This is a genomic window from Parabacteroides sp. AD58, assembly GCF_023744375.2.
GTDB classification, from domain to species: domain Bacteria; phylum Bacteroidota; class Bacteroidia; order Bacteroidales; family Tannerellaceae; genus Parabacteroides; species Parabacteroides absconsus.
On record NZ_CP146284.1, the window covers coordinates 980,114 to 996,878 of the forward strand.

Annotated in this window: 12 protein-coding genes; 9 read left to right on the top strand and 3 right to left on the bottom strand. The window is 45.1% G+C overall.

The window, feature by feature from the left end; translation table 11 throughout:
• The first annotated feature begins 5 nt into the window (after window positions 1-5).
• From NEE14_RS04140 to NEE14_RS04160, 5 genes are read left to right on the top strand one after another with little or no spacing between them, the layout of a single operon-like run.
• Window positions 6-1,436, top strand: coding sequence for a RapZ C-terminal domain-containing protein (locus tag NEE14_RS04140; RefSeq protein ID WP_251968543.1), 1,431 nt, complete (start codon window positions 6-8; stop codon window positions 1,434-1,436).
• Window positions 1,433-2,170 carry a nucleotidyltransferase family protein gene (locus tag NEE14_RS04145; RefSeq protein ID WP_251968542.1) on the top strand — a complete coding sequence of 246 codons (738 nt, stop codon included), beginning with the start codon at window positions 1,433-1,435 and terminating at the stop codon, window positions 2,168-2,170. The genes NEE14_RS04140 and NEE14_RS04145 overlap by 4 nt, the downstream gene beginning before the upstream one ends.
• Window positions 2,171-2,176: 6 nt before the next feature.
• The gene (locus tag NEE14_RS04150) at window positions 2,177-5,155 is read left to right on the top strand and encodes a PEP/pyruvate-binding domain-containing protein (protein WP_251968541.1); all 2,979 of its coding nucleotides are present in this window, start codon (window positions 2,177-2,179) and stop codon (window positions 5,153-5,155) included.
• Between the two features lie 26 nt (window positions 5,156-5,181).
• Window positions 5,182-5,598 (top strand): PaaI family thioesterase, encoded by a 417-nt coding sequence (locus tag NEE14_RS04155; protein ID WP_251968540.1) that lies wholly within the window; start codon window positions 5,182-5,184, stop codon window positions 5,596-5,598.
• A gap of 23 nt (window positions 5,599-5,621) precedes the next feature.
• Window positions 5,622-7,481 carry a ChbG/HpnK family deacetylase gene (locus NEE14_RS04160; RefSeq protein ID WP_262922392.1) on the top strand — a complete coding sequence of 620 codons (1,860 nt, stop codon included), beginning with the start codon at window positions 5,622-5,624 and terminating at the stop codon, window positions 7,479-7,481.
• A 30-nt stretch (window positions 7,482-7,511) separates the two neighbouring features.
• On the opposite strand, the gene NEE14_RS04165 is transcribed toward NEE14_RS04160, so the two are convergent.
• On the bottom strand, window positions 7,512-8,402 hold the full coding sequence (locus NEE14_RS04165; RefSeq protein WP_251968539.1) for a LysR substrate-binding domain-containing protein: 891 nt from the start codon (window positions 8,400-8,402) through the stop codon (window positions 7,512-7,514).
• A 109-nt stretch (window positions 8,403-8,511) separates the two neighbouring features.
• Between NEE14_RS04165 and NEE14_RS04170 the strand changes: the two genes are divergently transcribed.
• Window positions 8,512-9,438: a hypothetical protein gene (locus NEE14_RS04170; protein WP_251968538.1), complete on the top strand. Its 927-nt coding sequence runs from the start codon at window positions 8,512-8,514 to the stop codon at window positions 9,436-9,438.
• Between the two features lie 84 nt (window positions 9,439-9,522).
• On the opposite strand, the gene cdd is transcribed toward NEE14_RS04170, so the two are convergent.
• Both cdd and NEE14_RS04180 read right to left on the bottom strand, forming a co-directional pair.
• Window positions 9,523-10,002: a cytidine deaminase gene (cdd, locus tag NEE14_RS04175; protein ID WP_251968537.1), complete on the bottom strand. Its 480-nt coding sequence runs from the start codon at window positions 10,000-10,002 to the stop codon at window positions 9,523-9,525.
• Between the two features lie 94 nt (window positions 10,003-10,096).
• Window positions 10,097-10,987 carry an AraC family transcriptional regulator gene (locus NEE14_RS04180; RefSeq protein WP_251968536.1) on the bottom strand — a complete coding sequence of 297 codons (891 nt, stop codon included), beginning with the start codon at window positions 10,985-10,987 and terminating at the stop codon, window positions 10,097-10,099.
• Window positions 10,988-11,186: 199 nt separating this feature from the next.
• Between NEE14_RS04180 and NEE14_RS04185 the strand changes: the two genes are divergently transcribed.
• The 3 genes from NEE14_RS04185 to NEE14_RS04195 are packed head-to-tail and all read left to right on the top strand — an operon-like array spanning window position 11,187 to window position 16,643.
• Window positions 11,187-12,212 (top strand): efflux RND transporter periplasmic adaptor subunit, encoded by a 1,026-nt coding sequence (locus NEE14_RS04185; RefSeq protein ID WP_251968535.1) that lies wholly within the window; start codon window positions 11,187-11,189, stop codon window positions 12,210-12,212.
• 5 nt (window positions 12,213-12,217) lie between these two features.
• On the top strand, window positions 12,218-15,325 hold the full coding sequence (locus NEE14_RS04190; protein ID WP_251968534.1) for an efflux RND transporter permease subunit: 3,108 nt from the start codon (window positions 12,218-12,220) through the stop codon (window positions 15,323-15,325).
• 31 nt (window positions 15,326-15,356) lie between these two features.
• Window positions 15,357-16,643 carry a TolC family protein gene (locus NEE14_RS04195; RefSeq protein WP_251968533.1) on the top strand — a complete coding sequence of 429 codons (1,287 nt, stop codon included), beginning with the start codon at window positions 15,357-15,359 and terminating at the stop codon, window positions 16,641-16,643.
• The last annotated feature ends 122 nt before the right edge of the window (window positions 16,644-16,765 follow it).

Consider the following 16,765-nt stretch of genomic DNA (forward strand, 5'->3'; position numbering starts at 1 on the left):
AGCACATGGTAACAACGATTCTGAAAGATTTATACCAGTCGTACGTCGGTCAACCCGCAGAAGGCATTACCGAACTGCCCTCATCAGGTTCTAACCGGCGATATTTCCGACTGACAGGACCTCAGACTTTGATCGGGGTTAGCGGAACAGCACCCGACGAGAATAAAGCATTCATCTATATGTCAGTCCATTTCAGGGAGAAAGGACTTCCGGTTCCGCAAGTTTTCATCCATTCGGCCGACTATCTTTTTTATCTCCAGGAAGATTTAGGCAATACGCTCCTCTTCGACGCCATAGAAAAAGGGCGGAAAAGCTGCGTATTCGACGAAGAAGAGAGACGGCTCTTGCATAAGACGATCCGTCTGTTGCCCACCATCCAGTTCGTCGGAGCCGACGGTTTTGATTTCAGCCAATGTTATCCGCAAGCCGAGTTTAACCAACGCTCTATTTTATGGGATTTGAATTACTTCAAATACTGCTTCCTGAAGGCAACCGGTATGGAGTTCCAGGAAGACCGCCTGGAAGACGACTTCCAGAAAATGGCGGATGTCTTGCTACGCAGTTCCTCGGCCACCTTCATGTACCGGGACTTTCAGTCGCGCAATGTCATGATCAAAGACGGAGAACCGTGGCTGATTGATTTCCAGGGCGGACGGAAAGGGCCGGTATATTATGACGTAGCTTCCTTCTTGTGGCAGGCCAAAGCCAAATATCCTGAAGAACTCCGCCAGGAACTCCTGCAGGAATATATGGACGCGCTAAGACAATACACACCGGTCGACGAACGCTACTTCATGAGTCAGCTGCGCCATTTTGTCTTGTTCCGCATATTACAGGTATTAGGAGCCTATGGATTCCGCGGATACTTTGAGAAAAAGCCGCATTTCATCCAAAGTGTCCCGTTTGCCATCGAGAACTTGCGCCAACTGCTGAAAGAAGACTATCCAGAATATCCATACTTGAGCCATCTGTTACGGAAACTCACAGAGCTAAAACAATTTTCTGACGACATCAAGAAACGAACCTTAGAGGTCCGTATCGTCAGTTTCGCGTATAAAAAAGGAATACCCAACGATCCTACCGGCAACGGAGGAGGCTTTGTGTTCGACTGCCGCGCCATCAACAATCCGGGCAAATATGAACGATATAATCATTTCACCGGACTGGACGAGCCCGTTATCCGCTTTTTAGAGGAAGACGGAGAAATCACCCATTTCCTGGAACACGTTTTTACCATCGTCGACGCCTCCGTCAAACGCTATATGGACCGTGGATTTACCAACTTAATGGTTTGTTTTGGCTGCACAGGCGGACAACATCGGTCCGTTTATTCAGCCCAGCATTTAGCAGAACATCTGAATCAGAAATTCGGAGTCAAAATTCATTTAACACACAGAGAACAAAATATAGAACAAATATTTGAGTCTAACCTATGAAAGCACTTGTATTTGCAGCAGGCTTGGGCAATCGGTTAAAACCTATCACTGACACCGTGCCCAAAGCTTTAGTTCCAGTAGGAGGAAAACCTATGCTGGAACATGTCATCCTTAAACTGAAAGAAGCAGGATTTACCGATATTACGGTTAACATTCATCATTTGGGACAACAAATTATCGACTTCCTGCAGGAAAAGAATAACTTCGGAATTGATATCCATATTTCCGACGAACGCGAATATCTGTTGGATACGGGCGGCGGAATCAAACATGCCGAACACTTTCTGAACGGCAATGAGCCTTTCCTGGTTCACAACGTAGACATCTTTTCCAATATTGATTTGAAGGAGCTCTACAACCGCCACCTGGAGAACAAGGCGCTGGCTACCTTGCTCGTCAGCAAACGGAAAACATCCCGTTACCTGCTGTTCAACAAAGAGAACCAGCTCTGCGGATGGAGAAACCGGGAAACCGGAGAAGTCAAATCTTATTACCCCTACTTCAATCCGGACCAGTACCAGCAGTTTGCTTTCAGCGGTATTCACGTTATTTCACCTGAGATATTCCGCTGGATGGAAGACTGGACAGGTAAATTCTCCATTATCCAGTTCTATTTGTCCATCTGCGCGAAAACCAATATCCAGGCTTACGAAGTACCCGGATTAAAACTCCTCGACGTAGGTAAAAAAGAAACATTAACCTTGGCCGAAGAATGGGTCAAAGAAAATCTGTAACTGATCATGAGTGGTATTCCTAATTTACGAGATCTGGTATTAAGAGATACGCCTTTTGCCAACCTGATGAACAAGCGTATATATAATGTATTGCTGATCGCTACCAAATATGACGCCTTCATGCTGGAAGACGACGGGCGCGTAGACGAACAGATCTTCAACGAATATACGGCGCTGAGCCTTCGCTATCCTCCGCGGTTCACACAAGTGACGACCGAAGAGGAAGCGCTCAATGAATTGAAAAGCCGAAACTTCGAGCTGATCATCTGCATGCCGAACATGGACAACCGGGATATATTCGCAGCCGCAACAGAAATCAAGTCGCAGTATCCGAATATTCCGATCGTCGTGCTGACGCCTTTCTCAAAAGAGGTTTCCAAGCGGGTTGCCAACGAAGACCTGAGTGCCATCGATTATGTATTCAGCTGGTTGGGTAATTCTGAATTGCTGATGGCCATCATCAAGCTGATTGAAGACAAGATGAATGCTCCCGACGATGTTGCCAGCGTCGGCGTACAGATCATTATGCTGGTAGAAGATTCTATCCGTTTCTATTCATCGGCTCTTCCGCATCTGTATAAATTCGTATTGGAACAAAGTCTGGAATTTGCCAAAGAAGCACTGAATCCGCACCAACAGACATTGCGTATGCGCGGACGCCCCAAAATCAAACTGGCACGTACCTACGAAGAAGCCGTCCGCATATTCGAACAATATCAGAACAACATACTGGGAATTATCTCCGACATGAGCTTCATGCACACCGGAGTTAAAGATCCATATGCCGGTTATAAGTTCGGACAGTACGTACGGAAAACCGGAAAGATTATTCCCTTCATCCTCGAATCGTCGGAATCGGCCAATGAAGTATATGCCCGCGAATTGGGAGCTTCATTCATCGACAAGAATTCCAAGAGCTACCCGCAAGACTTGCGGAAAAACATCATGCAGCGGTTTGGGTTTGGTGATTTTGTCATCTTAGACCCGAAGACAAAAGAAGAAATCATGCGCATCAAGGATTTGAAAGACCTGCAGAAAAAGGTATTCCAAATACCCGATGACTCTTTAGTCTATCATTTGAGCCGGAATCATTTTTCCCGTTTCTTCTATTCACGCGCCATGTTTCCACCTGCTGAATTCCTGAAAAACGTCGATGTAAGCGATTACAAGGATATGGACGAAGCCCGGAAACTGATTTTCGACCTGATCGTTCAGTACCGCCGGATGAAAAACTCCGGCGTGGTGGCAATCTACAAGAAAGAACGATTCGACGAATATAGTAACTTTGCCCGCATCGGTGATGGCTCTTTAGGAGGAAAAGGCCGTGGCTTAGCCTTCATCGGAGCCATGATCAAGCGTTATCCCAAACTGGAGCAGGAGAATTTTGAGGTCAATATTCCGAAAACAGTCGTTATCTGTACGGATATCTTCGATGAGTTTATGGAGACAAACGAGCTCTATCCGGTAGCACTCAGCGATGTAGATGATGACACAATCCTCAAATACTTCCTCCGTGCCAGTCTGCCATCCCGGCTCATCGAAGACCTGATGGCCTTTTCGGAAGTAGTAAAAGGTCCGATTGCCATTCGTTCGTCGAGTCTGCTTGAAGATTCGCACTACCAGCCTTTTGCCGGAATCTATTCAACCTACATGATTCCGAAGCATGAAGACAAATACGAAATGCTGCGTTCCCTGAGTGATGGAATCAAGGCTGTTTATGCTTCTGTCTTTTATCGGGACAGCAAGGCTTATATGACAGCGACCTCCAACTTGATCGATCAGGAAAAAATGGCTGTCGTCTTGCAGGAAGTAGTCGGCACACAATATGGTGACCATTATTATCCAACGATCTCGGGTGTGGCTCGTTCATTGAATTTCTATCCGATCGGAAATGAAAAAGCGGAAGACGGAATCGCCAACATCGCGCTGGGCTTAGGCAAATACATTGTCGATGGAGGACTGACACTGCGTTTTTCTCCACGGCATCCGCACAATATTCTGCAAATGAGTACGACGGATTTTGCCTTGCGGGAAACACAAACCCGGTTTTATGCGCTGGATCTGAACCCGGAAAATATTGCCAATAAATTCTCGGTCGACGATGCGTTCAACCTGAAAAAGCTGACTCTGAAAGATGCCGATGCCGACGGCTCCCTCAAATTCATCACTTCGACCTATGATCCGTATGACATGATCATTCGGGACGGATATTATCCGGGTGGCCGGAAAATCCTTTCGTTTGTCAATGTCCTGCAGCATGACGTATTTCCACTGGCCAGCACGCTGGATCAGTTATTGCAGATCGGACAAAAGGAAATGGGACGTCCGGTAGAAATTGAGTTCGCCATCAACATGAACAAACAAGATCCCCGGAAGGCATCGTTCTTCTTATTACAGATCCGGCCAATCGTAGATAATAAAGAGGTGATGAATGAAGACCTCTCTGTGATTCAACAGAAAGATACGATTTTATCCTCAACCAGTGTATTGGGACACGGAATTATCAATGATGTTCATGATATCATCTATGTGAAAACCGGAGCTTTCAATGCGGCCAACAATCAGTTGATTGCCTACGAAATCGAGAAAATGAACCGCCAGTTTACAGGTACCGACAAGAACTATGTATTAGTCGGACCCGGACGTTGGGGAAGCAGCGACCCGTGGCTGGGCATTCCGGTAAAATGGCCACATATCAGCAATGCCAAAGTCATTGTTGAATGCGGGCTGGAGAACTACCGGGTAGATCCGAGTCAGGGTACACACTTTTTCCAGAACCTGACGTCGTTTGGCGTAGGCTATTTTACCATCAATCCTTTTAAAGGCGAAGGCTGGTTTGATGAATCCTATCTGAATCAGATGCCTGCGATAGAAGAGACAGAATATTTGCGTCATGTACAACTGGAATCGCCTATGATTATAAAGATGGACGGCAAACGGAGTTTGGGTGTTGTCATGAAGCCTCAGAATAACACAGAACAATAATTACAGATAAATTAAGTAGAATTGATATGGATGCAAAAATCTTAGACAAGATAAAAGAACGGATTGCAACAAATCCGTACGTTAATTTCCTCGGAATACATTTCACCAAGATTGAAGACGGGCTGGTTGAAGCTCACATGCCTTTACGTGACGAACAACGGCAATACAGCGGTGTTACGCATGGCGGCGTACTGGCAGCTTTAGCAGATACGATTGCCGGATTTGCGGCCTATACCATGACTCCGTTAGACAAAGACGTACTGACAGCCGAGCTGAAAATATCTTTTCTGCGGGCTGCTTGGGGCTATGAGCTCATTGCCAGAGGCTTTGTCATCAAACCCGGACGACGGTTGCACTTCTGCGAATGCGAAATCTATTGTGACGACAAATTGGTAGGAAAAGCTTCAGGCACGTTTTGCGTGGTCGAATCGCAAGTAGACTAATCAATTTATATCATTTATATATCATGACAAAACATAGTATTATCAAAGTAATCAGCGGATGTGCCTTCATCTGTCTGGCAACAGCTGGATGGGGACAATCCGCAGGTCCGAATCTAATTATCCGGGCTGACGACATGGGGTCATTCCGTGCAGCAAACATTGCCTGCATAGAAGGGTACAAAAACGGAATTGAAACATCTATTGAAGTTATGGCTGTGGCTCCTTGGTTTCCGGAAGCAGCCAAACTGCTCAAAGAAAATCCGGGCGTCGATGTCGGTCTGCATCTGACCATCACCAGCGAATGGGACAACATCAAATGGAGACCTTTAACCCATTGCCCAAGTCTCGTAGACAGCAACGGATATTTTTTCCCCATGATGAATGCCAATCCTAACTATCCGGGTTTGGCCATTATGGAAAACAAATGGAATCTGGCTGAAATAGAACAGGAGTTCAGAGCTCAGATCGAACTGGCGCTGAAAAATATTCCTCAGATCAGCCATCTTTCCGGTCACATGCTTTCAACGGGATTTGATCCGAAAGTAGCCGAACTGGTACATCGCCTTGCCGATGAATATAATTTGCCAGCCGTAGACCGGGTCAATGCCATGAAAGAATATAATTTCTCATACGCCGGCTACGAAGGCTCTAACAAAACGGCAGCCGACAAGGAAGCCAGCTTCATCAAGATGCTCGACAAGCTGGAACCGAATAAGAACTATATGTTTATCGACCATCCGGCTCTGGATAATGAGGAAATGAAAACGGTTGGCCACATCGGATATGAAAATGTGTCAGAAGACCGCCAGGGTGTAACGGACTTATTTACCAATCCGCGTGTCAAAGAGGAAATCCAGAAACGAAATATCCGTCTGATCAGTTACAATGACCTAACAAAGTCGTTGCCACGTGCCGAAGCTACACCCAAATTGACGAAGGCAATTGACAAGTATCTGCAAGCAGTTGCAAAGGAAAACCAAGACTTGCATAGCATCATGGTTCTTCAACACGGACAAGTCATTGCTGAACACTGGCTGAGCGAAGGCGCCTGGAACAAGCCTCACGTTATGAATTCAGTCAGCAAGACCTTTACTGCCACAGCAGTAGGCTTCGCGGTTGCGGAAGGATTACTGAAAGTGACCGACAAAGTCATCTCTTTCTTCCCGGATGAATGCCCGGCCACCATCAGTCCAAACCTAGAGAAACTGGAAATCCGCCATCTGCTGACCATGTCTGGCGGACATGACACTGATCCGAGCGGGAAAATACGTTCTTCCGAAAATAGCAACTGGGTAAAGGCCTTCTTAAATACACCTTTTGAGCATGAACCCGGAACATTCTTCTGCTACAACAGTCTGGGCACATACATGCTTTCAGCCATCGTCCAGAAAGTGACAGGACAGAAAGTCATAGATTACCTCTATCCTCGCCTATTCCGCCCGTTAGGCATTACCGGTATTCACTGGGACGAAAGTCCGCAAGGCATCAATTGTGGAGGCTGGGGACTTTACATCCGGACAGAAGACATGGCCAAAATGGGACAATTCATCCTTCAGAAAGGACAATGGAAAGGGAAACAGTTATTGCCTGAAAGCTGGATAAACGAAGCAACGACATCTCACATTGCATCCGTTCCAGCCGGCGTACGTCCGGAAGAGCTTAAGGAAAAAGGAGTGACGGTCAAAAATAGCGACTGGCTGCAAGGATATGGCTATCAGATGTGGCGCTGCCGGCATAACGCAGTCCGCGCTGACGGAGCCAACGGACAGTATATCATTGTCCTGCCGGAAAAAGATGCCGTTATTGTTACCACAGCCAATATTGGAGACATGCAGGCCGAAATCAACCTGATATGGAAATATATTTTACCTGCTCTTCCTTAAAGCCGGTAACCTTCCAACCGGGAAATAATATCACTTACGGCTTTCGGCTGTAATCTTTAGCAAAAAGTCGGCAAAAGCAAGGGCCGACTTTTTGCGATAATTTCCCTGCGGCCAGAAAAGACAGCCCTGAGACGTCAGCTTGTCCGCATACAATATAGGGATCTGTACCAGATCTGCCTCACCACGAACAGCAGCTTGCGTCAAAACCGTTCCCAAACAACCGTTCCTTAAGGTATGTATAATGGTATGTACATCATTCATTTCCAATTTCACAACTGGCTCTATATGATGTTTCCGGCATAATTCATCCACTTTCTTCCGCGTAGCAAATCCCTGTTCCGGTAAAATCAAAGGTGTTTCAGACAACCGCTTTAATGTAATCGACGTCAAATCAGCCAATGGATGTGACTGATGAACGATAAAATAAAGTCGGGAAGAAAATAAGACAACCGTCTCGAACTGATCTGATACATCTTCCGGCTTAAAGGAAAGGACAAAGTCGAGTTTATTATCTTCCAATAACTTTAACAGCTCTTCAGAAGTCGCAAACGAAACCTTCACCTGTATCTTCGGATGGGCTTTTGTGAATAAGGCAAAAGCTGCTATCAGCAGATGACTCATACTATAAGTAACACCAATATGAAGAGTCCCGGTTTCTACTCCCTTTAAATCACGAATAATCTGCTTGCCATTCTCTGCATCCAGGATTGCTTTACTGGCATAAGGAAGAAAAGCCCAGCCTGCTTCTGTCGGTACAATTCGTTTGCCAATCCGGTCAAAAAGCAGAACGTCTAGTTCATCTTCCAGTTGTTTAATCTGTTGTGATAGCGTACTTTGAGAGATATGTAACAAACGAGCTGCTTCTGAAAAGTTTTGCCGCTCACAAGCTGCCCTAAAATATTTCAATTGCCGTAATTCCATTCTCTTATCGTTTTTGTCTATAAATCATATCGGAAAAATGAATTTTACAAATATAGCCAAATATTTTTCCGCTGTTTACCTTTGCTAAAAATAATTAGGAATTTGACTTATGAAAAAGATCGTTAGTTTATTGTTTGCCTGCCTGGCAATGAGCGTGTCTGCTCAAACTGTAAAAGAAGTAAATGATGGCATCCGTTATTGTGAAAGTACTTATCCATATCAGGACGGACTTTTGATAGCCAACTTCGGTACTGAAGAACTGAACCCGTTAAATTCGGAAGGGAAAGGCTATATTGTCTTTTATAAAGAAGGGAAAAATGAAGTAATGCTTCCAGCCGACGGAAATCTGTCTGCCCCGAAAGGTATGTTTGTACGAAATAATTATCTGTATGTATGCGACGTCAACAAGATTGTCGTTTATAACCTCTCTGACAAAATGCAGAAACCGCAGGTCTTGCGTTTACCGGAAGGCAATTTGTTTGTGAATGATCTGGCAGCCGACTCACACAATCATCTGTACGCCTCAGTAACAAACACGGATAAAATATTCCGTATAGACATCAGTAATCCGGCTCAGCCAGGCCAGCCTCAAGAATGGTTGAACATCAGCGGACCGAACGGATTGTTGATCCACGATGACATTCTGTATGTGGCTTCTTATCCGGCAGATGGAGTAACGAAAGCAGAAAATGTCATTTACCGTGTTGAGAACTTAGAAAATCCATCTGTACAGAAGCTGACTCAAACTACAGGTCAGTATGATGGCATTGCATTAGCTGCGGATGGAAAATCATTATATGTAACTAACTGGACGCCGGCACAAATCAGCCGCATCAACTTATCCGATGGAAGTCTTTCTCCTTTGTGCGTTCATCTTCCGGAGAATCTGATCGGACCGGCAGATATGACAGTTAAAGACGGATGGATGTACATTCCTGATCTTCCCAACAGCCGCGTTCTCATTCTTAAAGAACCATCTTGCTGTAAAAAAGAAATGTCTTGCTGTAAAAAAGAAGAAGCATCTTGCTGTAAATAACAGACAACCATAATAAACGACCGTTAGTGACTTCATGCAAAGACGATAGCATACCAGCTTTGCATGCGCTACTAACGGTCCTTTTTATTTCAACAGATCTGCCGGTGAAAAACTAAATGGAAGAAGTGACGCAACCGAACCGATGATCCGAACAGAGTCTTTGCCGCATAATAAAATACGCATGGGCCGCTTAGAACGAGCTTCACTCTCCAATAATACCTGACAACATGCACCACAAGGTGATATCTGATCTCTCACCTCTCCTTCCGACTGGGCAATAATGGCCAACGCAACGACAGGCTCTTCCGGATAACTGGCTCCAGCCGAAAACAAAGCCACCCGCTCTGCACACAAACCAGACGGATAAGCGGCATTTTCCTGGTTGGCTCCTGTTACAATCGTTCCGTTGCCCAATAAGACTGCAGCTCCCACCTGAAAACGAGAATACGGAGCATATGCCCGCTCTGAAGCCTTCAATGCCGATTCATATAAACTTCGGTCTGAATCCGATAATTCGGATAAAGGGACGGTTAAATACCTGATCTGTATTTGCTGCTCTTTCATATAAAACTGATTTTATTTCCCGAAGATACATAGAAGAGCATAAACTCACAACAGTTTTACCCCAAAATCGACCGATGGAGACTTGGCAGACAATCTATAAACCTTCTTTTTCCTGTTTCTCCCGATAAAGTCGAGGTGATAATCCAAGATGTTTCTTGACGTATTTGCCAAAGAAAGAAATATTAGGGAAATTCAACTCATTGGTTATTTCCTTGATGCTCATTTCCTTCTTCCGGAGTAGAAACAAAACATCTTTCATGACATATTGGTCAATCAGATCAGAAGCAGGTTGCCCGGATATTTCCTTGCAAACAGCCGACAAGTATTTGGGTGTCACATGTAACCGATCTGCATAATAAGCCACGGAACGGTTCTTCGGATAACTGGAAGATATGATATCGATAAAGGTCTTAAACAGATTATCTGCTGATTTAAATGAGGAAGGCATTAAAGGGACAAAACGCTCCATTGTATCATAAAACTCATACAAGAAAGCAAGCAGTAAGGCATCTGTCAACTCTCTACGATGTTTACAACTTGGTCCGGTCAGTTTCGATTTCAGCAAATTATAATACCAGCAAAAAGTATTCACTTCATCCACCGTTAATGATAAAACAGGATTCTTCTCGAGAAACATACGTGCATCCCAGCTGTCACTATTAATAACGGACAACTGTCTGACATATTCCGGAGACAAGCATAAACAGCGGCATTCAAAATCCATACTAATCATGCTACTCTCCAGAATGATATTGGGATGACTGATGAAAAGATCATTGGCATGTATTTCATAAAACTGATCATTAACATATAAAGATGCTTTTCCTTTCAGGCATAATACAACCACAAAAGCCTCTACTCTAACGCTCATTTTAGGATCTAAATGCTGCAGGTTCTCAACAAAAATCATGCGCTCGTCAATATAATCCGCAATTTTACCCACTTCTTTGTCATTAAAATCCTTTGTTATAAAATCTTTTCCCATAATAATCTATTGCTATTTTCGGAATGCAAAATAACGAAATATAACTTTCCTCTCAGTAGTATATTTTTCTATAACACTCATCCATTTTTCCTATTATCAATTTCCCCGGAAAAAGAGACCAGTTACAAGGAAAATCAGGAAGCTCCATTTTCCATTAAAGCCTGTTTCTTTGCAGCAAATTTAAATGAGCAATAAAAAGATGAAGCAATTAATTTTAGTAACGCTGTTGTCATTTCCTTTATGGATGACCAATTGTCAATCGGATTCGCAAGAAACCGTTCATCAGGCATCGCCCGTCAAAGTGAAAGTCATGCAGATTCGTTCCGCTGGGAACAGTCATGCCCAGACATATTCAGGAACCGTTGAAGAATCCAGCGAAACGTCTCTAAGTTTTGCAGTAGCCGGAACCATCCAACAAATCAATGTACAGACAGGTGATCATGTCAGGGCCGGACAGTTAATCGCAACAATTCATGCGGCGTCTTATAACAGCAGCTATAAGGCGGCACAGGCTTCACTGGAACAAGCCCAAGATGCCTACAAGCGTATGAAAGAGCTTTATGAGAAAGGAAGCCTGCCTGAAATCAAATGGATTGAAACACAGAGTAAGTTACAACAGGCTCAATCTATGGAAGAAATTGCCCGAAAGAATCTGGAAGACTGCAATCTATATGCACCTTTTAATGGCGTCATAGCAGAAAAGACGGCTGAAAGTGGTCAGAATACGATGCCCGGAATGTCCGTGGTCAAACTGGTGGCCGTTAACCAACTCAAGGTAAAAGTGGCTGTTCCTGAAACAGAGATTGCCAGTATCAGCCTATCGCAACCGGCACAAATCGAAGTGCCAGCCCTGAACGGACAGACCTTTCAGGGCACAGTCATTGAGAAAGGGATTGTAGCTAATCCGCTCTCTCGTTCCTATGATGTCAAGATCCGGATAAACGAAGCCGATAAAGAACTGATGCCCGGTATGGTAACGGAAGTTAGTCTGACGAATACTGACGGGAACAGCCAGTTCATTCTACCGGCACATCTCGTTCAACTGAACGAAAAGAATCAGACTTTTGTCTGGATAAATGAAAACGGAACAGCCAAAAGGCGATTCATCTCTTGTGGAGACTATACGGCAACAGGTGTGATCGTTTTGTCCGGATTAAACAATGGAGACGAGATTATCACCGAAGGCCAGCAGAAGGTCTGTGAAAATACAATGCTCAGCTTATAATCATTATGGAAAAGAAACGTAACGCAATCGAATGGGCCATGCACTACCGGCAAATTGTTATCCTGGTAGTCTGCTGCCTCATCGCCTTCGGTATTTACAGCTTACCGAACATGCGAAAGAATGAATTTCCCGACTTCACCATTCGCCAGGGGCTTGTTGTTGCGGTAGCTCCGGGCAACACCGTGGAAGAAATGGTTGAACAAGTCACTAAACCGCTTGAAGATTATATATTCACCTATAAAGAAGTAAAAAAGAACAAAACATACTCAACAACCCGCGACGGGATCGTCTATATTCAGGTTGAATTGAATGATGATCTGAACAATAAAGATGAATTCTGGAGTAAGTTCAAGCATGGTGTTGCAGTCTTCAAATCGGAGTTACCGCAGAATGTACTTGCCGTACAGGTAGTTGATGACTTCGGTGATACTTCTGCCCTGCTGATTACGATGGAAAGTGAAGAGAAAACCTACCGTGAACTTGATAAGTACATGGAAGAGCTGCAGAACCGCTTGCGGCAAATTCCCAGTGTCGGGCGTATGAGTGTGAGTGGATTGCAGAAAGAACAGATTTCGGTCTATTTAGATAACAACCGGTTGAGCCAATACGGACTCAACGACCAGTTGCTGGCCACCACCCTCTTTGCCAAAGGGTTTACTACAACCGGCGGGCAACTCAAAAGTGACGAATATGTACAGCCTGTTTATGTGGCCCAATCTTTCAACACCGTATATGATGTCGAGCAGCAAATCGTCTACACCGATCCTTCCGGCAACAACATACGCCTGAAAGATATTGCCCGTGTCGTCAAAGAATATCCGGAACCGGACAGCTACATCAGTAATAACGACAAGAAATGTATTCTGCTGAGTGTAGAAATGAAGAAAGGACAGAACATTGTCAAGATGGGAAATGAAATCAATCAGGCTATTGAATCCTTCAAGCAGGCTATACCATCGGAAGTGAATATCTACCGCATTACTGACCAGAGTCAGGTGGTCGATGATAGTGTAACCAACTTCCTGAAAGAGCTGGTGATCGCCATTGTAGCCGTTATCATCGTCGTCATGTTGCTGTTGCCCTTCCGGGTTGCTTTGGTAGCTGCATCAACCATTCCGATTACCATCTTCATCTCACTTGGTCTGTTCAATGCTTTCGGTATCGAACTGAATACAGTGACGCTGGCCGCTCTGATCGTTACTTTAGGAATGATTGTGGATAACTCGATCGTTATCATCGACAATTATCTGGAGAAAATCAGCGAAGGACAATCGCGTTGGCATGCTTCAATTGAAAGTACCACCCATTTCCTGAAGTCTATCATCTCGGCTACCTTAGCCATCAGTATCACCTTCTTCCCATTCTTATTCATGACGACGGGCATGATCCACGACTTCATTTTGAGTTTCCCGTGGTCTATTACGCTGATTCTCGGCATCTCGCTGCTTGTCGCTACCCTATTGGTTCCATTCATGCAATTCTATTTCATCCGGAAACCTCTGAACAGCTCAATAAAAGACGATGGGAAAAAGAAATTCTCTTTCCTGGACACTTTGCAGGAAAGTTATAACCGGTTACTAGACGTCTGTTTCCACTGGCCACGAACTACCGTTGCCTTGGGCATACTTTCGGTCGTTGCCGGAACATGTCTGATGTCGAACCTGCCACAGAAGCTGATGCCGACAGCCGACCGGAATCAGTTCGCTGTTGAAATCACGCTTCCTACCGGAACAGCTATCAACAAGACAAGCGACATCGCCGACAGTCTTTCGCATATTCTGCAAAGAGACCCGAGAGTGCTTTCAGTCACATCCTTTAAAGGTTGCGCTTCGCCACGTTTCCATACGACCTACGCTCCGCAGATTGCCGGGACAAACTATGCCCAGTTTATTGTCAATACCACCGGAACGAAAGCTACGGAAGAATTGCTCGACGAATATACGCCCCGGTATATGGATTATTTCCCTGAAGCATCTATCCGTTTCAAGCAGCTCAGTTACAGCCAGTCAGTTTATCCGATTGAAATACGGTTGAGCGGAGATTCAGTAGATATCTTAACAGAAAATGCTAATAAGGTTGTAGAAATGTTGCATCAGATACCTCAACTGAAACTGATTCATACGAATTTCAACGAACCACAGGCTGCCACGAAAGTAGTATTGAAAGAAGACGAAGCTACTCGGTTAGGAGTCAATAACATCGGAGTCGAAACGACCTTGGCCATGCGCTACGGAAAAGGTCTGCCTATTACAAATACGTGGGAAGGCGATTATGATATCCCGGTTGTACTGAAAAACAAGAAATCAGACCGGGCTACTCCACAGGATTTAGCCAACGAACAGATTCCCGTACAAGGCGGATTAAGTACGGTTCCACTCCGGCAAATTGCCGATATCCAACCCACTTGGGAAAACGGACAAATCGTCCGCCGGAACGGGGTTTATACAATCAGTATTCTGGCCGATGTCGAACGGGGTATAAATTCAATGAAGATGATCGAGAGCATACAGACCAGACTCGACAATATGGATTTCACTCCGGGCATAAAGGTCAATATCGGAGGAGACTTGGAGGAATACGAAGAGAAGATGCCGCCGATCATGAATGCCCTTGTCGTAGCTGCCGCCATCATATTCTTTATTCTTGTGGTTCATTTCCATCAGATCAATATCGCGCTGCTGATATTCGCCAGCATGACTTTATGTGTCTTTGGTGCGGCTATTGGCATCTCGATACAAGGAGTTGATTTTAGCGTTACCTGTGTGTTAGGCCTGATTAGCCTGATGGGTATCATTGTCCGTAATGGTATCATTATGATTGACTACGCCGAAGAGCTTCGTAAAACAGAGAAGCTCAGTGTGCGAGATGCCATTTATCAGTCTGCCCGCCGCCGTATGCGGCCTATCTTCCTGACCTCGGCCGCCGCTTCTATGGGAGTGATCCCGATGATTCTAGGGAAAAGCGGCCTGTGGATGCCGATGGGAACCGTCATCTGTTACGGCACACTCATCACCATGGTCCTGCTGCTGACTGTACTTCCGGTAAGCTATTGGCTCATCTTCAGCGGTTCAACCCGTAAACGAGCCCAACAGGCTGCCTTCGAAAATGAATAATCTGACAGTAAATTATTAAATACATCGAACAATGAAACATACAATCCAAATATTCTTCTTCATGCTTTCTTCTTGTATCGTTTCGCTGGGTTCCGTTTATGCCCAGCGGACATACACGTTGGATGAGTGCCTCCAGCAGGCACTCGCCAACAATGTCCGCATGAAAAATGCAGAGAACAATAAGAATATTGCTGCACAAGACAAGAAAAATGCTTTTACAAAATACTTTCCTTCCGTGAGTGCGACAGGAGGCGGGTTCATCGCCAGTAACGGTCTATTTAATTTTGAGATGAGTCCGGAAATGCAAATGTCGCTTATGAAAAATGGAGTTATCGGAGGCGTATCCGCCTCGATGCCCATTTTCACGGGCGGACAAATCGTCAATGGAAACAAGTTGGCCGAAGTGGGAGAAGAAGTCAGCCGCCTACAATATAATATGTCGGAGAATGAAGTCAGACTGACTACCGAAAACTATTTCTGGCAAATCATTACCCTGAAGGAAAAGCTTCAGACACTTGCCGCTGTCGAAACACAACTGGCACAACTGACCAAAGATGTTGAAGCGTCGGTCGAGGCCGGAATAACGACACGCAACGATCTGCTGCAAATCCGTCTCCGCCAGAATGAGACACAAAGCAGCCGGATTCAGGTAGAAAACGCCTTAGCTCTCTCGCGGAATCTCTTGGCTCAATATATGGGATTGGGAGTTGACAGTGTAGATGTAGCTTTCCCGATGAATAACCAGTTGCCCGAAAACCCGTCGAGTCTGTTCGAAGTTCCCGAGAATGCCCTGGTCCGTACCAGCGAATACCACTTGTTACAACAGAATCTGAAAGCCAGTCGCCTGCAAAAAGATATCGCAGTTGGCAAGAATCTGCCTACCGTTGCTTTGGGCGGCGGATATTTCTATGAGAACCTCATGGACAAAGACCATACCTTCTGGATGGGTTTCGCTACAGTTTCCATTCCGCTTACTGCCTGGTGGGGCGGTTCACACGACATCAAAAAGCAAAAGCTCCAGGTCAGAAATGCCGAGAACCAGTTGGAAGATCAGAGCCAGATGCTGATGATCCGCATGCAACAGACCTGGAACGACCTGAATGATGCCTACAAGCAGGTCGGCATTGCCCTTTCTTCGATTGAACAGGCTACCGAAAACCTGCGCCTGCAAACGGATTATTATGGTGCCGGTACCTGTACGATGAGCGAATGGCTCGACGCACAGACGCTGTTCCAGCAGAGTCGTGACAAATACGTGGAAGCCTTTGCCCAATATGAAGTCAAGAAACGGGAATATCTGCAGGCTACCGGACGATAATACGTCTGCAGCACCCGGTCACAGCGTTATAGGCTTTCTAAGCTAAACTTCTCAGATTTTAATATAAATCCTATTAAGAAGTAATTGTTTGACATCTGTCAAAAAGCTTTACCACATTTGTC